Source organism: [Clostridium] ammoniilyticum (assembly GCF_025566905.1).
GTDB classification, from domain to species: Bacteria; Bacillota_I; Bacilli_A; order Erysipelotrichales; family Coprobacillaceae; genus Faecalibacillus; species Faecalibacillus intestinalis.
Window position 1 is genome coordinate 1 of the sequence record NZ_JAOQJR010000010.1, and the last position, 20,640, is coordinate 20,640.

The following is a 20,640-nucleotide window of genomic DNA, read 5'->3' on the forward strand; positions in this document are numbered from 1 at the left end:
AACTTTGGTCTGTTTAGCTCTTTTTTATTTCTTAAACTTAATTGACGTTGTGTTTTATTCTTTCCTGTTCAGTTTTCAATGTCCTCTCACTTAACTCTCTCGTCGAGTGCCCATTTATATTACCATCCTCTCTCCCTTTTGTAAAGCTTTTTCTTGTCCTTTTTTTATTTTTTTCTCTTTTTCACTCTTTTTCTGCCTTTATATCAACGTTTTTTTATCTGTATTTTTTTTGTCATGATTAAAAGAAACGATCTTTACAGAACGTTTCTTTGCCTTATGACTATATGATTTCTTTGCTGTCCAGGATGATCGTTGTTGGTCCATCATTGATCAGTGAGACTTTCATCATCGCTCCAAAGATTCCTGTTTCTGTATGGACCCCTGCATTTTCTAATGCTTTATTAAAATATTTATATAATGGTTTTGATATTTCTGGTTTAGCAGCATCTAAAAAACTAGGTCTCCTTCCTTTTTTACAATTTGCATATAAAGTAAATTGTGAAATAGAAAGAATTTCTCCTTTGATATCCATCAATGATAAATTCAATTTTTCATTTTCATCTTCAAAAATTCTTAAATTGATAAGCTTATTAACCATCTTATCAACAATTTCTTCATTATCATCATTCGTAATACCTACTAATACCATAAATCCTTGTTTGATTTGTCCATTTATTTTTCCTTCAATTTCCACGCTTGCTTCACTTACTCTTTGTACAACTAATCTCATATTCATTTCTACCTTTCTTTTTATAAAAGTGTTATAATCATTATAATTCATTTTGTATTAAGGAGGAAGATTTTTTTATGAGTGGAACTTTAGCTTATAATATGAGACCTCAATCTCTTTTAGATATATTAGGACAAAAACATATTATAGGTAAAAATGGTTTATTTACTAAATTTGTAGAAAAGAATCATCCAATGTCTGTTATTTTATATGGCCCACCAGGTTGTGGTAAAACAACTCTTGCAATGGCTTTGGTTCATGATTTAAATATGCCTTGTCGTACTTTTAATGCATCTACAGGAAATAAAAAAGAAATGGATTTGATTATTGAAGAAGCTAAATTATCCAATGGTCTTTTTGTCATTATCGATGAAATTCATCGTATGAATAAAATGAAACAAGATAATTTACTTCCTTATGTAGAAAGTGGTCTATTGATTATTGTTGGATGTACAACAGCTAATCCTTATCATTCAATCAATCCTGCCATTCGTTCAAGATGTCAAATCATTGAAGTTAAGCCTTTAACTCAAGAAGATATTATTCAAGGTTTACATCACGCTTTAGATAGCGAAAAGGGCTATCATCATCAATATCAATGTGATGAAGAAGTCTTGCAACATATTGCTCGTCTTTCATCAGGAGATATTCGTTTTGCATATAATTGTTTAGAAGTATGTACAATTATCTCTCATGATAATCATATTACTATTGAAGATGCTAAAAATGCTTTAACACAAGCCAATGGTCAATTTGATAAAGATGAAGATCAATATTATGATACTTTAAGTGGTTTACAAAAATCTATTCGTGGAAGCGATCCTAATGGAGCTATGTATTATTTTGCAAAGTTGATAGAATATAATGATATTGAATCTTTAGAAAGACGTGTTCTTGTTTGTGCATATGAAGATGTTGGACTTGCTAATCCAAATGCTTGTATGCGTACTGTTGCTGCTTTTCAAGCTGCCAGAACAGTAGGATTTCCTGAGGCAAGAATTCCTATTGCAAGTGCTATTATTGATTTATGTCTTTCACCTAAATCTAAATCATCAGAAGCAGCTATTGATGCTGCCTTAGCTTCTTTAAGACAACAATCTTTGCCTGCACCTGAATATTTAAGATTAACACCTGTTGGTCTAGAAGAGGATGAAAAATATAATTATGATCGTCCTGAGTTATGGGAATATATTCAATATTTACCTGATCAAATCGCAAATAATCAATTCTATGTACCTTGGATGACAAGTCAATATGAAAAAGCTTTAGCTGAAAATTATCGACGTATTTTAAAACATGGTCGTACAAGTAATATTAAAAAATTAAATCATACAAAAAAATCCTAAACTTTTAGGATTTTTTCTATATCATCTGTTACTTGTTCAATGGTTTGTTCAAAGTTTTCTAAATTCACATCATACCAATGAACATCAAATTGGTTTTTAAACCAAGTATACTGTCTTTTAGCGTATTGTCTTGAATGTTTTTTTATTAACTCTAAAACATCATTTAAATCAATTTGATGATCATAATAATCAAACCATTCTTTATAACCAATCGCTTTCATACTTTGATGATTTCTTGTAAGTCCTTGACTATAAAGACGCTCCATTTCTTCTTTTAAACCATTTTCCATCATCACATCAACACGTTTGTTAATTCTTTCATATAAAACATCTCTAGGAAGCGTTAATCCCACAAAATAAGCATCATATAAACAAATATGCTCTTGTTCTTCTAACATTTCACTTTTTCTTTTACCTGTTGTTTCATAGATTTCAATAGCTCTTAAAACACGTCGACGGTTATTGAAATGCAATATTTTTGCACTTTCTTCATCGATTGATTTTAAATGATCATGTAATTGTTCATTTGTATAATCTTTATATTTTTCATTTATTGCATGATGATCATTTTCCATTTCATCAAATTGATAATCATATAATGCTGCTTTTATATATAAGCCTGTTCCTCCAACAATTATTGGAACATGTCCTCTTTGGGTAATTTCTGTTATCTTTTTTCTTACTGTTTGTTGAAAATCATGAACACTGTATGTTTCATCAGGATTTAAAATGTCTACACAATGATGAATAATACCTTCTTTTTCTTCTTCTGTGACTTTAGCAGTTCCTATATCCATCTGTTTATAAATTTGCATAGAGTCTCCACTAATAACTTCTCCATTGAACTTTTTAGCAAGAGCTACTCCCATTTTTGTTTTACCAACACTTGTTGGTCCAATTACAACAATTACTTTTTCCATTATACGACCCTCTTAAACAATTTTTCTAATTCATATGCTGAATAATGAATAATCGTTGGTCTTCCATGTGGACAAACATAAGGATTATCACAACGCATTAAATTATCAACAATTGTTTGCATTGACTCAATTGATAGATGACTATTTCCTTTTAAAGATGCTTTGCAACTTAATGTTGCTATAGCATGTTCTTGTAAAGAAAGTAAATCAATTTTATTATCTTTTAATATTTGTTGAATCATATCTTCAATAAATAAATGTTCATTAATTTGATTCATCCACATTGGCAGTTGTTTAATAATAAAACCATTACCAAAAGGCTCTAAATCAATGCCAACTTCTTTTAATAAGTCTTTTCTTTCTTCAATCATCATACATTCACTTAAAGGATATTCAACTGTAATAGGTACTAATAAATCTCTCATTGTCATATCTGGATGACTATATTTTTCCAGAAAATATTCATAATTGATTCTTTCTTGTGCAGCATGTTGATCTATCAAATACATTCCACTATCATCTTCACCTACAATATAAGTTCCATGAATTTGTGCTTTTACAAATATTTTCTTTTTCATTTCTTTTAAAGACACTTCAACTTTTTCAAGTTGGATAGGTTCTTCAACAAGCTTTTCTACAGGTTCTGTTATATATTCATTTTTTTCTTCATGTACAAATAGTGGTTGTTTTTTTTCTTGAATAAATGAAGCTTGTGGTTTTTCTTGAACCTTTGTAGGAATTTCTTGTCTAAAATCAATATCTAGATCCATTTGATCTAGTTGTGGTTTAAAGATTGGTCTTTCTTCTTTAACTTGATAGGTTAAATTTACATTTTCTAAAGTTTTAGATACCGCATCAAAAATTAATTGTTTTAATTCGTATTCTTTAGAAAACTTAACTTCTAACTTGCTTGGATGAACATTGACATCCACTAAATAAGGATCAATTTCAATATTGATGACTGCAATAGGATAACGATTATCTGCTAAATATTTACGATATGCTTGATTAATAGCATCGATTGCTACTTGATTTTTAACAATACGATGATTGACCATCGTAACAATATGATTCTTACTTGCCCTATTCACTTCAATTTTGCCAATAAAACCTTCTATTTGAAATTCATCATTTCCAGCTTTTAAATTCAACATATTTTTAACCACAGATAACCCATAAATCTGATGAATAACTTCTAATAAATTTCCATTTCCATTTGTTTTATAAGTCATCTTATCATTATGTATTAAAGTAAAAGCAATATCTGGATGAGATAAAGAAAGTCTTTCTACATAATTTTGTATATGTGCAAATTCAGCATTGACAGATTTTACATATTTTAATCTTGCTGGTACATTTTGAAAAAGCTTTGAAACAGAAATATTTGTTCCTCTATTAAGATCACTTTGTTTTTGTTCAATAAATTTACCAAATTCATAAATTACTGTTGATCCTTGACTTCCATCACTGGTTTTTAAAACAAAACGAGAAATAGAAGCAATGGAAGGAATAGCTTCGCCTCTAAAGCCTAATGTTTGAATACAAAATAAATCTTGATCATTATAGATTTTACTTGTTGCATGTCTTGAAAAACAAAGACATGCATCTTCTTTATCCATTCCTGATCCATCATCAATAATTTGAATTAAATTCATTCCTCCTTCTTCTATAATAATATCTATTTTAGAAGAAGAGGCATCAATACTATTTTCAACTAATTCTTTGACAACATTTGCTGGTCTTTCAATGACTTCACCAGCTGCTATTTTATTTGCTAAAATATCATCAAGTTGTTTTATTTTCATAGGCCACCTCTACTTTACTAATTTCTTTAATTCGATTAAAGTTGACAAAGCATCTAATGGTGATAAAGCCATTGGATCAATTGTCTTTAAATATTTTTCAACTTCACTTTCTTTTTCAATAACTTGAACTTGTTTTTCTTCAATTAAACAATCTTCTACGTTATTTTCTTCAAGTGTTTCTAATACTAAATTAGCACGATTGATTACTTCATCTGGTAATTTAGCAAGTTTAGCCACATTGACCCCATAAGATTTATTAGAACGTCCTTTTTTAATTAAATATTCAAATACTAAATGATCATTATCTACTCTAGCACTGGCATGAACATTTTGGATACCAAGACCTTTATCTTCTAAAAATGTAAGTTCATGGTAGTGGGTTGAAAATAATGTCATACAATGAATTTCACTGGCAATATATTCAATCATTGCCTGGGCAATAGCCATTCCATCAAAAGTTGCTGTTCCTCGACCAATTTCATCAAATAAAATCAACGATTTTTCACTAGCAAAACGTAAAGCATTATTCGCTTCTAACATTTCTACCATGAAAGTTGATTGACCACTAATTAAATCATCACTTGCTCCAATACGCGTAAAGATTTGATCAAAGATTGTAAGATTCGCATATTTAGCAGGAACAAACGAACCAATTTGTGCCATAATAACAATTAAAGCTACTTGTCTCATATAAGTCGATTTACCACCCATATTTGGCCCTGTAATTAAGACAACTGGTGAATTTTCATCAATTGAAACATCGTTAGGTACATATTTACCATGCCCCATGACTTTTTCAATGACACCATGTCTACCTTCTTTAATATCCATGATTTTTTGATCATTAAAGACAGGTCTTACATAACTATTTTCACTTGCTAACATTGCAAGAGATTGATAAACATCTACACGCGCGATAATTTTCGAAACATCTTGAATCAAATGGACTTCTTTTTTGATTTCATTTCTAACTTGAGTAAATAAAACATATTCTAATTTTTGAATTTTATCTTGTGCCGATAAAATCTTACTTTCCATATCTTTTAATTCAGGCGTAATAAATCTTTCTGCATTCGATAAACTTTGTTTTCTTGTATATTCGAATTCATCTTTAACAAGATCTAAACTTCCTTTTGTAACTTCAATATAATAACCAAAGACACGATTATACCCAACTTTTAAGTTTTTAATACCTGTTTTTTCTCTTTCTTTTTGTTCAAAATCAACTAACCATTGTTTTCCATGATCTCTTAAATAACGTAATTCATCTAATTCTTCATTAAAATGATCTTTGATAATATTTCCTTCTTTAATCGTAAGAGGAGGATTATCAATAATAGCATCATCAATGAGTTTTGTAATATGTGATAGATCAATGATTTGATTGGCTAATTGATCTGTTAAAGGTTCATTGAATGAATAAAGTTGTTGTTTTAATTCTGGTAAGACTTTTAAAGAAGAAGCAATCCATTTTAAATCTCTTGCATTAATGTTTCCAAAAGCAATACGACTTGATAGTCTTTCTAAGTCATAGATTTCTTTTAATATTTCTTTAATACTTTCTCTTTGAATAAATTGTTGAGTAAAGATTTCAACAATATCTAATCTTTCTTCAATGGCTTCTTTTTTTAAAAGTGGTCTATCAATATAATTTTTTAAAAGTCTTGCTCCCATTGCTGATTTTGTCATATCTAATAACCAAAATAAGGAACCATATTTTTCATGATCTTTAGAATTTTCAGTTAATTCTAATGATTTTTTAGTATAAAGATCCATTGTCATAAAATCTTGATTATTGATTTCTTCAATCATTTGAAGATGTTCCAAGTCTCTTTTTTGTGTTTCAATTAAATAATTTAGTAATAAAGTAGATACTTTGATTTCTTTTAAATCTTTTATATTATGAAAAATATCTCGATATTTTTCATTAAATGTTTCATTATCATAATGAGATACCATAATTGAATCATTAAAGTTATATGTACAATCACTTTTAACAACAATTTCTTTAACTTCCATCGAAGCTAATTGATTATTTAAAAGATGATCCTTTTTATCAATATTGATGACTTGAAATTCACCTGTTGTAATATCACAAAAAGCAAGCGTATAAACAAAATCAAAAATCATCATACACGCGATATAATTATTTTTATTCTTTGTCATCGATTCATCAAAAATAGTACCTGGTGTGACAATTTGAACAACACCACGTTCAACAATACCTTTTTTTCCAGGATCTGTTAATTGTTCAACAATCGCGACTTTATGTCCATTATCTACTAATTTTTGAATATATCCACTCGCACTATGAAAAGGAACCCCACACATTGGAACTCTTTCTTTAGCGCCGGCATTTTTCCCTGTTAAAGCAAGTTCTAGTTCTTTAGAAACAATCATCGCATCATCAAAGAACATTTCATAAAAATCCCCTAATCTAAACATCACAATAGCATCTTTATTTTGTTCCTTGATACCTAAATATTGCATCATCATTGGACTGTATTTTTGTTTCATTTTTACACCTCATTCTAATTCGTTGATTATTATAACATAGAAAGAAACATCTTTCTATGTTATGAAATCGGGATTAATTTTCATTTCAAGTTCTTCATCATTTGTTTTACTTTCTACAAGAATTGTTGTATTACCAATGATTTTTAAAGACATTTGTTTTTCTATTTCGATGTGCATTGTTTTATTTTCTAAGGTTGCATGGATACATCGAGGTAAGTATTGACTTTCAACAATAATTTGATCATTTTGACTGAGTTGATGATCTTTCATATTTAAATCAATAGCATCTTGGTAATGCACTTGTTGTTTTAATAAATAACTTTCATTTAAATGACTATACCAAATATGCAAATCAAAACTTCCTTCTATAAATGGTTGATGCTCCCTAATGATTCCTTGATATTGATGATTACAAATCCAACATCCTAGTATTTTATCAATCTCATTAACAACATAATCATATTTAGAAATCGTTTTTTTCGTTCCTTTTGATAAAGTTGCCTTGGTCATGATTTCATACACTTTACCAGCCATTTTGTCACCCCATATAACAATATGTCTAAAAATAAAAAAAAGACTTCAACGAAGTCTTATTTTTGTTCTTTAGCGTCTTTTAACACAACATCATGTGCGCCACCTTCAACAATTGAAGTAGCTGATACTAAAGTGATTTTAGCTTTTTGTTGTAATTCAGGGATTGTTAAAGCACCACAGTTACACATTGTATGTTTAATTTTTGATAATGATAAACCAACGTTATCTTTTAAACTTCCAGCATATGGTACATAAGAATCTACGCCTTCTTCAAAAGAAAGTTTAGCATCTCCACCCATATCATAACGTTGCCAGTTACGAGCACGAGCAGAACCTTCACCCCAATATTCTTTCATATATTGTCCATTAATTTGAACTTTATTTGTAGGAGATTCATCAAATCTTGAGAAATATCTACCTAGCATAATAAAATCAGAACCCATCGCTAAGGCTAATGTCATATGATAATCATGAACGATACCACCATCTGAACAAATTGGTACATAAATTCCTGTTTCTTTAAAGTATTCATCTCTTGCTTTAGCTACTTCGATTGTTGCTGTAGCTTGTCCACGACCAATACCTTTTTGTTCACGAGTGATACAAATTGATCCTCCACCGATACCAATTTTAACGAAATCAGCACCACATTCAGCTAAGAATCTAAATCCTTCTGCATCAACAACGTTACCGGCACCTACTTTAACAGTATCACCATAATTTTCTCTAATCCAATCGATTGTTAATTTTTGCCATTCTGAGAATCCTTCAGATGAATCGATACATAAAACATCAGCACCAGCTTCTACTAATGCAGGAACACGTGTAGCATAGTCACGTGTGTTGATTCCAGCACCAACAATGTAACGTTTATTTTCATCTAATAATTCATTTGGATTATTTTTTCTATTTTCATAGTCTTTTCTAAATACGAAATAATGTAATCTTTGTTCAGCATCTACTACAGGTAATGAATTTAATTTGTTATCCCAAATCATATCATTACATTCTTTAAGAGATGTTCCTAAATCTGCACAAATTAGTTTATCATATGGTGTCATAAAAGTTTCAACTTTTGTATCCATTGATAAACGAGAAATACGATAATCTCTTCCAGTAACAACTCCTAATAATTTACCGTTAGCAGTTCCATCTGCTGTAACTGCCATTGTTGAATGTCCAGTTTTTTCTTTTAAATCTAAAACATCTTTTAAAGTTGATTCAGGTGATAAGTTTGAATCACTTGGAACGAATCCAGCTTTATAATTTTTAACACGTCTTACCATAGCTGCTTGGCTTTCGATTGATTGAGATCCATAAATAAATGAAACTCCACCTTCTTTAGCTAAGGCAATTGCCATATTGTCATCAGATACAGCTTGCATAATTGCTGAAACTAATGGAACATTTAGTGATAATGCAGGTTCTTCACCTTTTTTAAATTTAACTAATGGTGTTTTTAAACTTACGTTTTCAGCACGACACTCAGCTGATGAGTATCCTGGAACTAATAAATATTCATTAAAAGTACGCGATGGTTCTTCAAAGTAAAATGCCATTTTTTTATCTCCTTATTCTTTCTATATTTTTGAAAAATTATAATCCCCAAATTTAAATAAGTCAATAATAAAAAGAAAAAGTAGGTTTCCCTACTTTAAAGCATTATTCATTTGTTGATTGATTGTTTGTAAGATTTCATTCACTTCATTTTGTAAATATAAATAATTAACAACTAATGGATGATTTTCATAATATGCTTTTTTTTCTTGATATTCTTGAATTGTTTTTGTAACTCGATCATCCTGTTTTGCTTTTTGATTGACAATCTTTTTTTGTAATACTTTTAATTCTTTTTCTAATTGTTTAAGTTTTTCATCATTTAAAACAAGTTTTTCATACTTTTGATATTCTTGAACAACTTCTAAAGCTAAAATTTCTTGATTTAATTTTCTAGCAAGCTCTTCAATTCTAGTCAACTTGTTCACCTTTTAAAGCCCAAGTTTTTACTTCTGTGACTTTTACAGGCACAATTTTACCAATATCTTCTTTACGCCCTTTGAAGTTGATCAATTTTTGATGTGCAGTATATCCTGTCATCATTGTTTCATCACGTTTAGATGGACCATCTACTAAAACATCCACAACTTGATTTAAGAAACGTTGATTTTGTTTTAAAGCTTTTTCTTTAACAACTTCATTTAATCTTTCTAAACGGTCTTGTTTTTGTTCAAATGGCACATTGTCTTGCATTTTAGCAGCAGGTGTTCCTTCACGAGGAGAATAGATAAATGTATAGGCTAAATCGTATTCACATTCTTCATATAAAGAAAGTGTATCTTGGAATTGTTCTTCTGTTTCATTTGGGAAACCAACAATAATATCTGTTGTAATTGAACAATCTGGCATCACTTCTTTAATCATGTGGAAAAGTTCTAAATATTGTTCTCTTGTATATCTTCTACCCATTAATTTCAAGATTTCTGTATTTCCTGATTGTACTGGTAAATGGATATAAGGCATGATGTTATCATATTGATTAATGATTTCAATCATTTCTCTAGAGAAGTCCCATGGATGACTTGTTGTAAAACGAATACGTGCAATTCCAGTTTTAGCAACTTCTTCTAAAAGAGTCGCAAAATCATAGTCTTCTTCTAAATCTTTTCCATAACTATTGACATTTTGTCCAAGTAAAGTGATTTCTTGATACCCATCTGCTTTTAATCCTTTAACTTCTTCAATAATATCATCCATTAATCGAGAACGTTCTTTTCCTCTTGTATAAGGCACAATACAATACGTACAGAATTTATTACATCCATACATGATATTGACCCATGCTTTATGTCCATTAGCACGTGTAACAGGCGTATTTTCAATAACATCCCCTTCTTTAGACCATACTTCTACAACCATTTCTTTACTAAACATTGCTTCTTTTAATAAAGTTGGTAAACGATGAATATTATGTGTTCCAAAGATTAAGTCTATATGTGGGTGTTTTTCTAATATTCTTTTAATAACAACTTCTTCTTGTGCCATACAACCGCATAAACCAAAAATAAGATTTGGTTTTTTCTTCTTTAAGTTTTTAACATAACCTACTTTCCCAAATACTTTTTCTTCTGCATTTTCTCTAATAGCACAAGTATTTAATAAAATGACATCTGCCTCTTCGATTTCTTTAGCAACTGTATATCCCATCATTTCAAAAATACCTGCTAATGTTTCACCATCACGTTCATTCGCTTGACAACCATAAGTATGAATATAATAAGTTTTTCCTTTACCTACACTTACCATATCACTAGGTATTTCAAAAGCATCTTTTAAATGATCAACTTGTTTTCTACTTCTTTTTTGAGCCTCTTTTAAATTTGGCCCTTTAAAATATTCACTATAATCTTTCATTTTTTCACCACATTTCTTTCCTATTATATACATAAAGTTATCTTTTGGCTAGAAAAAAATAAGGACTTATCAGTCCTTATCATTTTTATCTTATCCAAAGAATCCGTCTGGTTGAATTGAGAAGTATAATACTTTACCTTCTGGAGTTCCTTTAAATACTCCTTTACAATGACCTGCTGCTTCTTCAGGTGATAATTCAGTTTCACATTCAAATTCAGCTTTGATTCCTACTTTTTTAATATATTTACATGATACTTTATCATCTGAATATCCATCAAAGAAATCAATAATTTTTTGAACTTGTCCTGTTTGCATTAATAATTTACATTTTGCCATTTTAAAAAACCTCCATTTACATGTCAGTATTATACAATGAATTTTTAAAAAAAGAAACCCTTTTCACTAAAAATTAACGTAATTCTATTACAAGTCTTAAGGCAGTAATCCTTTTATCATCGACCATTAAATCATGAAAAGAAGGAATACAGATAAGCTCTTTACCTGTCGGTATAATATATCCTCTAGCAATTGCAATTGATTTAATTGCTTGATTAAGTGCTGCTGCACCAATTGTTTGAATCATAAGTTTATCTTGTTCCCTCATTAATGATGCTATTGCTCCTGCAACGTGATTAGGAACAGATGTTGAAGATACTTTAATTATTTCCATATTTTTGCCTCCTAATTCACTATATGAATTATCATTAAAAAAATAACAAAAAAAGCATCCTAAGATGCTCGATATAGGTGATCATCATTGATCAAAACTCTTTCAATAGAGATAGGTTGGTGTTTGTCATTAAATTCAATCACGACACCTGCAAACTGTCCTGAATTTTCAGAAATTAAAAATTTTGAACTTAAACCTCTCATACGCGTAATCACACTATCTAAATCACACCCTAAAGAACTTAAATAAGGTCCTGTCATTCCTACATCAGAAATAAATGCTACTTTTTTATCAATAATTCTTTCATCTGCTGTTTGTACATGTGTATGTGTTCCTAAGACCGCTTGTACTTTATCTTTACAATAATAAGCTAAACCTATTTTTTCACTGGTTGCTTCTGCATGAATATCAATAATATGAATATCTTGTTCAAGGTTTAGATAATCATCAATATGATCAAAAGGATTCGAATAACGGTTATCCATAAAGACACATCCAAGTGCATTGGTTACTCTTATTTTTGTACCTTTAACATTAAATACTCTTGTATGGACTCCTGGTAAAATACTTGGTTGATTGAAAGGAACAACAAGGCGATCAGCTTCATCAATAAAATCAAGAAGTTCTTTTTTATCAAAAGTATGATTCCCCATTGTCATACAATCAACACCTTCAAAAGTAAAGAAATCATAATGTTTTCTATTTAATCCTTTACCATGTGTCGCATTTTCAACATTTGCGATTACAAAATCAATTTGATAATCTTTTCGAATACGATAAAGATAATCTTCTATCATTTGTCGTCCTACATTTCCAACGATATCTCCTATAAATAAAACTTTCATTTTCTTTCCTCATTTCGTAAAGACATTTTAACATATATAAAAAAAAAGGGAATTGATTTCCCTTTTATTTTGCAATTTCACTCGCACGAATTTCTCTTATAACAGTAACTTTAATATGTCCTGGATAAGTTAATTCTTCTTCAATCTTTGTCTTAATATCACGTGCAATCTTATGACTTGCTAGATCATCCACTTTATCAGGTTTTACAACGATACGAATTTCACGTCCTGCTTGAATTGCATAGACACGATCGACACCATCAAAGCTTTTAGCCATTTCTTCAAGTTTTTCAAGTCTTTGAATATAATTTTCAATTGTTTCACTTCGACTTCCTGGTCTAGCAGCTGATAATGTATCAGCAGCAGCTACTAAAATAGAAATAACACTTGTTGCTGGCACATCCCCATGATGTGAAGCAATTGCATTAATAACAGTTGGATGTTCTCCATGTTTTTTCGCGAATTTTGCACCTAATTCAACATGGCTACCTTCCATTTCATGATCCATTGCTTTACCAATATCATGTAATAGACCTGCACGTTTAGCTAATTGTTGATTTAATCCTAATTCAGCAGCCATAATCCCTGCTAAATGTGCAACTTCTAATGAATGTTGAAGCGCATTTTGACCATAGCTTGTACGATATTTTAATTTACCAATTTGTTTAACAATTTCTTTATCAATACGAGAAATACCTAATTCAAAAATTGCATTTTCTCCAGTTTTACTAATAACTTCATCTAATTCTTTTCTTGTTTTATCAACAACTTCTTCGATTCTTCCTGGTTGAATACGTCCATCTCTAATTAAAGTTTCTAATGATAAACGAGCAACTTCTCTTCTTACTGGATCAAAGCAAGAAATCGTAATTGCTTCAGGTGTATCATCAATAATTAAATCTGCACCTGTTGCTTGTTCGATTGCTTTAATATTACGACCTTCACGTCCAATGATACGTCCTTTCATTTCTTCACTTGGAAGATCAACAACAGTTACTGTTCTTTCAGTAACTTCTTCTTGAGCGTATCGATTAATTGCATTGGCAATAATGTCTCTAGACATATCAGCAGCTTTACTTTTAGCTTCTTCTTCTTGTTCTTTTATGTAAGCAGACATTTCTAATGAAATTTGTTGTTCAACTTGTTTGAACAATTCTTCCTTAGCTTCTCTTGCTGACATAGCGGCAACTTTTTCTAATTCAACAACTTTAGAATCAATTTTATCTTTTAATTCAGCCTCTAATTTATCTATTCCAGCTTCTTTAATATCTAATTGTTTAATTCTTTGTTCAAGAACGTCTTCTTTACCTTGAACAGCAATATCTCTTCGTTCAATACCTTTTTCACGTTCTGAAAGATTATTTTCAAGTTCAGTAATTTCTTGTTTTTGTTCTTTAATTTCTTTTTCTGCTTCTAATTTTAATTCATAAGCTTGAGTTTTAGCATCTAAAATAGCTTCTTTAACTAGATTATCAGCTTTACTCGTTGCATCATCAATAATCTTTTGAGCACTTACATTAGCTTTTGAAATATTTAGTTTTGCATATACAAAATAAATAAGAACCCCAACAGCGACAGCTAGAACATAGGATAAAATAGTGGCAATATTTAAACCTGGCATATTCCACCCTCCATTTTCTCTATGCACATTTTTTATGATTGATTATCCAATCATTCACCGTTTGTTTCGGTTATAATAATTAATATTTACATAGTCTTTACTATGTTTATTAAACGTGTTTTGCGCACAAGTATATTATATGTCAAATTGCTTATTTTGACAATAACAAGTTAAAAAGAGGAATTTTTACAATTCCTCTTCTTCTACAGGCATTAATGAAGCTTTAATTGCTTCCGTAATTTCATTCATTATATCAGGATGTTCAACAAGATATCGTTTTGCATTTTCACGTCCTTGTCCAATCTTTTCACCCTTATAAGCATACCAAGCACCGGATTTATCAACAATATCTTTATCAACTGCTAAATCCAAGACTTCACCATCTCTTGAAATACCTTTACCATAAATAATATCGACTTGTGTTGATTTAAATGGTGGTGCCACTTTATTTTTAACAACTTTGATATTGACTTTATTCCCAACAATTTCCGTACCATTTTTAATTACTTCACTTCTTCTGATTTCTACTCGCACAGAAGAATAGAATTTTAAAGCTCTTCCTCCAGTAGTCGTTTCTGGATTTCCAAACATAACACCAATTTTTTCACGTAATTGGTTAATGAAAATAATTGTACAATCTGTTTTATTCATAACCCCTGAAAGTTTACGTAAAGCTTTAGACATCAATCTTGCTTGCAATCCCATTTGTTGATCAGCCATTTCGCCATCTAATTCCACTTGAGGAACAAGTGCAGCAACAGAGTCAACAACTACTAAGTCAATAGCTCCAGAACGTACAAGTGTTTCAGCAATTTCTAAACCTTGTTCACCACTATCTGGTTGTGAAAGAATCAATTCATCAATATTAACTCCTAGATTTTTAGCATAAACAGGATCAATGGCATGTTCGGCATCAATAAACGCAGCTGTACCACCTTGTTTTTGCACTTCAGCAATCGCATGTAATGTAAGTGTTGTCTTACCACTTGATTCTGGACCATAAATCTCAATAATTCTTCCTTTAGGATAACCACCTATTCCTAAAGCCATGTCAAGTGTTAAAGAACCTGTTGGAATAACAGCCACATCAACAGCTGCACGATCTCCAAGCTTCATAACAGAACCTTTTCCAAATTGCTTTTCAATTTGTTTGATTGCATCATTCAATGCTTGTGCTTTTTTAGCATCTTTTGTTTCTACTTCTTTTTTTCCAGCCATAAATAATACCTCCTATTCCTATATATGCTTTATTTTTCATTTTTTCTTTTATTTTTTTAAAATTTTTTCAATTACTTTCTTTTGAGCAAAATCTATTGCCTTTAAAGCAATCTCTTTTCGACTACCCTCTAAATTCAATTTATAAACAACAACATCTTCATAAGCAATACCAATATAGACTTCTCCTACTGGTTTTCCTTCCATTGCATCCGGTCCAGCATTTCCTGTAAAAGAAACACATAGATCAACATCTAAAATGCTTTTACCATTAACACACATTAAAGTAGCAATTTCTTTAGAAACAACACCGTACTTTTCAATCAATGGATGTTCAATTCCTAAAAGCCTTTCTTTCGTTTCACTTTGATAAGTGACTAAAGAACCCTTATAAACCTTAGAAATGCCAGGAATATTTCCTAGCATTGTCGCAAAATTTCCTACTGTAAAACTTTCTACAGTTCCAATAGAAATATTATTTTTTATTAATAATTCAGCAAGTTCATTCATTACATTGACTCCGTTAACATATCTTTACTATCCATAAAATAATCAATACCACTTACTATTGAAATCACGCAAGCAATCCATACACTTATTTGACCAATTGGTAAATGAATGATTGAAAAAGGAAAATCATTTAATAATAAGAATATCACACTGATCATTTGTGTCACAGTTTTTAATTTTCCTAAATATTTTGCTGCAATAACAACTTGTTTATTAGCAGCCACCAAACGAATGGCATCTACAATCGTATCCCTAGAAATCATAATAATAGGAATAATGATAGAAATTGTTCCATCACTTGCTAGTAAAAGAAAAATCGTATTAATTAATAGTTTATCTGCAATCGGATCAGCAAACTTACCAAAAGTCGTAATTAATTTAGATTTTCTTGCAATTTGTCCATCAAAATAATCAGTTAACGAAGCAACTGCAAAAATAATAAAGATAACAATATTAACAAGTGAAATATCAGCATTCAAAATATGATACATAGGTACATTGATTCCAAACGTTGCATAAGGAAACATATAAATAAGAATAAGAATTGGAACGAGGATTATTCTTGTAATCGTTAATTTATTAGGTAAATTCATTATTTGACCATCGTTAATTTAAATGTTCTTACTCTACCATTAGAGCTTGTTCCATAATGATCATTTTCTTCTAATGGAATTTTTTGATCATTAATATAATAACGATGTCCTAAGTTCCAACTATATGAAAATTCCAAATATTGGAAATCATTCACATTAAATTCTAATTCAACACTTTCACATGCAGAATCATCTTTTAAAGCATCTGATGCTGAAATATTAGCAAGATTACTACTATAAACACCTTTTTTAAATGTATCAGTTTGATAACTGTTAGAATCACCATTAACATGTAGATCAACAGTTGTCGCAAATGTAAAGTCTACTTTTAATTTAAAAGTTTCTTGATCATATCCATCAGGTAATTTAAAACTATAATCACCATCAGCATTTTTAGTAAAAGTTATTTCAGTAGATGTTTGTTCATCTTTTTTCGTTGTATCAGATTTTGTTGTTTTCTTTTTATCTGTTTCTGTTGTTTTCTTCTTTAAAGTTTCACTTGTTTCTGTTTTAGATGTATTACTATTTTTAAATGATGAATCATTTGATTTCATAAAGACAAATGAATATCCAAGTACAATAATAATAGCAATGACAATAATAATGACAATTGCATATTTAACATATCTTAAGATATAGTGATCTTCATAAACTCCCTTTCTTGTCGGTTGTTTTTTAGTTGGTTGAATATTTTTTACTTTATCTACAAAAGTAACAGATCCTATATCTTCTTTTTTATTTTCTAAATCTTTTAAATCAGCCTTTTTAATTTCTCTCGTAATTGCATAATAATCATCAGCAATCGTCTCATCTATTTCTAAGTATCTTGCTATTTTTTTAAGATACATTTTTACATATAGCTCGTCTCCAACAAATCGTTCAAAAGCACCGTCTTCTATATCTTTAATGATATTAACAGATAACAATGTTGCTTCTGCGACTTCCTCTATTGTAACGCCTTTGGCAATGCGGGCTGCTTTTATCTTTTCACTTATTTTGTCCATAAAGACATCCTCCTTTACACTTAGGCATAATTAAACAAATAAATTATAGCACAAATGTTTTATTTGACAAATACAAAAGCTCATTTTATTTCTAATATATTATATACATAAAAAATGTCTTTTTTATGTCCAAAAAGAAAAAAAGCTTAAAAAAGCTTTTTTATAACGTAATAATTCCAAATGTTGATAAAATATAACTTAATAAAATAATTAATAATGTTGGAATACAAATATATTTCATCACAAAATTATAGACTTTTTCTCTTTTAAAAGCAGATGATATCTTAATTTCATCTGAAATTGTTTTTAATTTTGTTACAAAAATAATTAATAAAGCTGTACATAACGCTGAAATTGGCATCATACATGAATTTGTGACAAAATCAAAGAAATCTAATAAAGTCATTCCTAATGGTTGAATCCATCCTAAAACACCATAGCCAAGTGAAATAGGAATTCCTAAAGCTAACATTTCAATAATCATTGCTAAAGCTGCTTTTTTTCTAGAAATATGGAATTGTTCCATTAAAGTTGCGACTGAACATTCCATTAAAGAAATAGCTGATGTTAAAGCAGCAAATAAGACAAGTAAAAAGAATACACCACCAATAAATCCACCTAATTGAAGTGAATTAAATACTTTTGGCATTGTAATAAACATTAAAGACGCTCCAGCATTTAAACTATCTTTTCCTGAAAATGCAAAGACTGCAGGAATAATCATTAACCCCGCTAAAAAAGCAATCAACGTATCCATAATTTCTACTTGAGAAATTGCTTTTTCCATATCAACATCTTTTTTCATATAAGAACCATAAGTAAATAAAATTCCCATTCCAATCGATAAAGAATAGAACATTTGCCCCATCGCAGCAATGACTGTCATAATACTGAATTTAGAAAAATCAGGAATGATATAATATTTTAAACCTTCAATAGCCCCTGGTGTCATTAAACCATAAATTGAAATAAAAATAGCTATCACTACTAAAATAGGCATTAAGATCTTACTTACTTTTTCAATTCCTTTTTCTACACCTTTAATAACCACAATAAAAGTTAATACTGCAAAAACAACTAACCAAAAAGCTGGACTAATTGGATTAGCAATAAAATTTGAAAAATAGGTATCTTGTGTCAAGATTTGACTTGATCCTCTTAAATATTCAAATAAGTATTTACATACCCAACCACCAACAACACAGTAATAAGGAACTATCAACATTGGAATAATTGAATTCAACCAACCACCAATCTTTAATTTTTTTGCTCCTAAGATTTTATATGCTTTGATTGGATTGTTTCCGGTCTTTCTTCCTAATGCTGTTTCACTTACAAGTAAAGCAAAACCAACTGTTAACGCTAAAATAATGTAAGTAAATAAAAAAGTACCTCCACCATATTTAGCCGCAAGATATGGAAAACGCCAAATGTTTCCTAATCCAACAGCCGAACCAGCAACCGCCATAACATATCCTAAACGGCCTGAAAAACTTGATTTTTTATTTTTTTCCATCGAATTTCCCCTTTTTAACATGTAAAAAAAATTATATTGAAACCTCATAAAAAGTCAACTTTATTGTGAAATTAATAACAAAATTTTCTTTTTTTACATTTTAAAACAAAAAAACAGCCCTCATTGAGGACTGTCTTATTATTATAATAATGATTTATATAATTCTTTGATTTCTTCTACACTTGTATCTCTTGGGTTACCTGGACAGCAAGCATCAGCTAAAGCAGATTCACTTAAGAATTGTAAATCTTCTTCTTTAACGATTTCTTTTAAGTCAGCTGGAATACCAACATCTTTAGATAATTGTTTAACTGCATCTACAGCTGCTTTACGATATTCTTCTTGAGACATACCAGTAGTATCTACACCCATTGCTTCTGCAATATCTTTATATTTTTCACCAGTATATGGTGCATTATATTCCATAACTGTTGGTAAGATGATAGCATTAGCAACACCATGAGGTGTATCATATAAAGCTCCAAGTGGATGAGCCATTGAGTGAACTAATCCTAAACCTACGTTAGAGAATCCCATACCTGCAACATATTGACCTAAAGCCATACCTTCTCTACCTTCAGGCGTATTTTCTACTGCACCTCTTAATGATTTAGAAATAATTTCGATAGCTTTGATATGGAACATATCTGACATTTCCCAAGCACCTTTAGTAATATAACCTTCGATAGCATGAGTTAAGGCATCCATACCTGTAGCAGCAGTTAATCCTTTAGGCATTGATGACATCATATCTGGGTCAACGAATGCTACAACTGGAATATCATGTACGTCTACACATACCATTTTACGATCTTTTTCAACATCTGTGATTACATAGTTGATTGTTACTTCAGCAGCAGTACCAGCTGTTGTAGGAACTGCAAAGATTGGTGTACAAGGATTTTTAGTTGGTGCAACACCTTCTAGGCTTCTTACATCAGCAAATTCAGGGTTTTTATCAATAATACCTACTGCTTTTGCTGTATCCATTGATGAACCACCACCAATAGCAATCATATAATCTGCTCCAGCATCATGTAATGCTTTAACACCTTGTTGAACATTTTCAATTGTTGGATTCGGTTTGATATTAGAATATAGTTCATAAGCTAATCCTGCTTTATCTAATAAATCAGTAACTTTTGATGTTACTCCAAATTTTACTAAGTCTGGATCTGAACATACTAAAGCTTTTTTGAATCCTCTTGCTTTTGCTTCTTCAGGAATTGATTCAATTGCTCCTTTTCCATGATAACTTGTTTCATTTAATACAAATCTGTTTGCCATAATTAAATCTCCTCTTTTCTAACTACACATATTTTAGTATCATGTGAAAATAAAAACAAGTTACACATAAGGCTATGTGTAACATTTCACAAGTTTTATTTAAAATATTTTTATAA

At 30.1% G+C, this 20,640-nt stretch carries 19 protein-coding genes; 1 reads left to right on the forward strand and 18 read right to left on the reverse strand.

Going from position 1 to position 20,640, the window contains the following annotated elements; translation table 11 throughout:
• Positions 1-280: 280 nt before the first annotated feature.
• A complete protein-coding gene (gene dtd, locus OCV55_RS09750) occupies positions 281-730 on the reverse strand; it encodes a D-aminoacyl-tRNA deacylase (protein WP_147580499.1) in 450 nt (149 codons plus the stop codon).
• A gap of 77 nt (positions 731-807) precedes the next feature.
• On the opposite strand from dtd, the gene OCV55_RS09755 reads away from it, so the two are divergent.
• Positions 808-2,076, forward strand: a complete 1,269-nt coding sequence (locus OCV55_RS09755; RefSeq protein WP_147580500.1) for a replication-associated recombination protein A — start codon at positions 808-810, stop codon at positions 2,074-2,076.
• Here the strand turns inward: OCV55_RS09755 and miaA are convergent.
• From miaA to fucO, 17 genes are all read right to left on the reverse strand, one after another.
• Complete coding sequence (miaA, locus tag OCV55_RS09760) at positions 2,073-2,996, reverse strand: tRNA (adenosine(37)-N6)-dimethylallyltransferase MiaA (protein WP_032089562.1); 924 nt, start codon at positions 2,994-2,996, stop codon at positions 2,073-2,075. The genes OCV55_RS09755 and miaA overlap by 4 nt on opposite strands.
• Positions 2,996-4,801 carry a DNA mismatch repair endonuclease MutL gene (gene mutL, locus OCV55_RS09765; RefSeq protein WP_147580501.1) on the reverse strand — a complete coding sequence of 602 codons (1,806 nt, stop codon included), beginning with the start codon at positions 4,799-4,801 and terminating at the stop codon, positions 2,996-2,998. Before mutL ends, miaA begins: the two co-directional genes overlap by 1 nt.
• A gap of 9 nt (positions 4,802-4,810) precedes the next feature.
• On the reverse strand, positions 4,811-7,318 hold the full coding sequence (gene mutS, locus OCV55_RS09770) for a DNA mismatch repair protein MutS (RefSeq protein ID WP_119362845.1): 2,508 nt from the start codon (positions 7,316-7,318) through the stop codon (positions 4,811-4,813).
• A 54-nt stretch (positions 7,319-7,372) separates the two neighbouring features.
• Positions 7,373-7,852, reverse strand: coding sequence for an outer spore coat protein CotE (gene cotE / locus OCV55_RS09775; RefSeq protein WP_032089559.1), 480 nt, complete (start codon positions 7,850-7,852; stop codon positions 7,373-7,375).
• Between the two features lie 56 nt (positions 7,853-7,908).
• Positions 7,909-9,411, reverse strand: coding sequence for an IMP dehydrogenase (locus OCV55_RS09780; RefSeq protein WP_032089558.1), 1,503 nt, complete (start codon positions 9,409-9,411; stop codon positions 7,909-7,911).
• Positions 9,412-9,501: 90 nt separating this feature from the next.
• Positions 9,502-9,837: a YlbF family regulator gene (locus tag OCV55_RS09785; RefSeq protein WP_107030555.1), complete on the reverse strand. Its 336-nt coding sequence runs from the start codon at positions 9,835-9,837 to the stop codon at positions 9,502-9,504.
• Complete coding sequence (miaB, locus tag OCV55_RS09790; protein WP_119364319.1) at positions 9,821-11,263, reverse strand: tRNA (N6-isopentenyl adenosine(37)-C2)-methylthiotransferase MiaB; 1,443 nt, start codon at positions 11,261-11,263, stop codon at positions 9,821-9,823. The genes OCV55_RS09785 and miaB overlap by 17 nt, the downstream gene beginning before the upstream one ends.
• Positions 11,264-11,353: 90 nt before the next feature.
• A complete protein-coding gene (locus tag OCV55_RS09795; protein WP_032089556.1) occupies positions 11,354-11,599 on the reverse strand; it encodes a hypothetical protein in 246 nt (81 codons plus the stop codon).
• 73 nt (positions 11,600-11,672) lie between these two features.
• Entirely contained in the window at positions 11,673-11,933 is a 261-nt protein-coding gene (locus tag OCV55_RS09800) for a stage V sporulation protein S (RefSeq protein ID WP_022000710.1), read from the reverse strand.
• A gap of 59 nt (positions 11,934-11,992) precedes the next feature.
• Complete coding sequence (locus tag OCV55_RS09805) at positions 11,993-12,778, reverse strand: TIGR00282 family metallophosphoesterase (protein ID WP_032089555.1); 786 nt, start codon at positions 12,776-12,778, stop codon at positions 11,993-11,995.
• Between the two features lie 64 nt (positions 12,779-12,842).
• Complete coding sequence (gene rny / locus OCV55_RS09810; RefSeq protein WP_032089554.1) at positions 12,843-14,399, reverse strand: ribonuclease Y; 1,557 nt, start codon at positions 14,397-14,399, stop codon at positions 12,843-12,845.
• Between the two features lie 186 nt (positions 14,400-14,585).
• On the reverse strand, positions 14,586-15,617 hold the full coding sequence (gene recA / locus OCV55_RS09815) for a recombinase RecA (RefSeq protein ID WP_032089553.1): 1,032 nt from the start codon (positions 15,615-15,617) through the stop codon (positions 14,586-14,588).
• A gap of 48 nt (positions 15,618-15,665) precedes the next feature.
• Entirely contained in the window at positions 15,666-16,124 is a 459-nt protein-coding gene (locus OCV55_RS09820; RefSeq protein WP_032089552.1) for a CinA family protein, read from the reverse strand.
• Entirely contained in the window at positions 16,124-16,717 is a 594-nt protein-coding gene (gene pgsA, locus OCV55_RS09825; RefSeq protein ID WP_022000715.1) for a CDP-diacylglycerol--glycerol-3-phosphate 3-phosphatidyltransferase, read from the reverse strand. The genes OCV55_RS09820 and pgsA overlap by 1 nt, the downstream gene beginning before the upstream one ends.
• Positions 16,717-17,721, reverse strand: coding sequence for a helix-turn-helix domain-containing protein (locus OCV55_RS09830; protein WP_147580502.1), 1,005 nt, complete (start codon positions 17,719-17,721; stop codon positions 16,717-16,719). The genes pgsA and OCV55_RS09830 overlap by 1 nt, the downstream gene beginning before the upstream one ends.
• Before the next feature lie 160 nt (positions 17,722-17,881).
• Positions 17,882-19,237, reverse strand: coding sequence for a sodium-dependent transporter (locus tag OCV55_RS09835; RefSeq protein WP_032089549.1), 1,356 nt, complete (start codon positions 19,235-19,237; stop codon positions 17,882-17,884).
• A gap of 141 nt (positions 19,238-19,378) precedes the next feature.
• Positions 19,379-20,524 (reverse strand): lactaldehyde reductase, encoded by a 1,146-nt coding sequence (gene fucO / locus OCV55_RS09840; protein WP_147580503.1) that lies wholly within the window; start codon positions 20,522-20,524, stop codon positions 19,379-19,381.
• Between the last annotated feature and the right edge of the window lie 116 nt (positions 20,525-20,640).

What these genes read in the sequence shown, in the direction of transcription:
- OCV55_RS09800 (WP_022000710.1), bottom strand. Translation starts at nt 11,933, where the DNA reads ATGGAAATAATTAAAGTATCTTCAACATCTGTTCCTAATCACGTTGCA.
- miaA (WP_032089562.1), bottom strand. Translation starts at nt 2,996, where the DNA reads ATGGAAAAAGTAATTGTTGTAATTGGACCAACAAGTGTTGGTAAAACA.
- mutL (WP_147580501.1), bottom strand. Translation starts at nt 4,801, where the DNA reads ATGAAAATAAAACAACTTGATGATATTTTAGCAAATAAAATAGCAGCT.
- miaB (WP_119364319.1), bottom strand. Translation starts at nt 11,263, where the DNA reads ATGAAAGATTATAGTGAATATTTTAAAGGGCCAAATTTAAAAGAGGCT.
- OCV55_RS09805 (WP_032089555.1), bottom strand. Translation starts at nt 12,778, where the DNA reads ATGAAAGTTTTATTTATAGGAGATATCGTTGGAAATGTAGGACGACAA.
- OCV55_RS09780 (WP_032089558.1), bottom strand. Translation starts at nt 9,411, where the DNA reads ATGGCATTTTACTTTGAAGAACCATCGCGTACTTTTAATGAATATTTA.
- fucO (WP_147580503.1), bottom strand. Translation starts at nt 20,524, where the DNA reads ATGGCAAACAGATTTGTATTAAATGAAACAAGTTATCATGGAAAAGGA.
- OCV55_RS09795 (WP_032089556.1), bottom strand. Translation starts at nt 11,599, where the DNA reads ATGGCAAAATGTAAATTATTAATGCAAACAGGACAAGTTCAAAAAATT.
- recA (WP_032089553.1), bottom strand. Translation starts at nt 15,617, where the DNA reads ATGGCTGGAAAAAAAGAAGTAGAAACAAAAGATGCTAAAAAAGCACAA.
- OCV55_RS09835 (WP_032089549.1), bottom strand. Translation starts at nt 19,237, where the DNA reads ATGGAAAAAAATAAAAAATCAAGTTTTTCAGGCCGTTTAGGATATGTT.
- rny (WP_032089554.1), bottom strand. Translation starts at nt 14,399, where the DNA reads ATGCCAGGTTTAAATATTGCCACTATTTTATCCTATGTTCTAGCTGTC.
- mutS (WP_119362845.1), bottom strand. Translation starts at nt 7,318, where the DNA reads ATGAAACAAAAATACAGTCCAATGATGATGCAATATTTAGGTATCAAG.
- dtd (WP_147580499.1), bottom strand. Translation starts at nt 730, where the DNA reads ATGAGATTAGTTGTACAAAGAGTAAGTGAAGCAAGCGTGGAAATTGAA.
- OCV55_RS09830 (WP_147580502.1), bottom strand. Translation starts at nt 17,721, where the DNA reads ATGGACAAAATAAGTGAAAAGATAAAAGCAGCCCGCATTGCCAAAGGC.
- OCV55_RS09820 (WP_032089552.1), bottom strand. Translation starts at nt 16,124, where the DNA reads ATGAATGAACTTGCTGAATTATTAATAAAAAATAATATTTCTATTGGA.
- OCV55_RS09755 (WP_147580500.1), top strand. Translation starts at nt 808, where the DNA reads ATGAGTGGAACTTTAGCTTATAATATGAGACCTCAATCTCTTTTAGAT.
- pgsA (WP_022000715.1), bottom strand. Translation starts at nt 16,717, where the DNA reads ATGAATTTACCTAATAAATTAACGATTACAAGAATAATCCTCGTTCCA.
- cotE (WP_032089559.1), bottom strand. Translation starts at nt 7,852, where the DNA reads ATGGCTGGTAAAGTGTATGAAATCATGACCAAGGCAACTTTATCAAAA.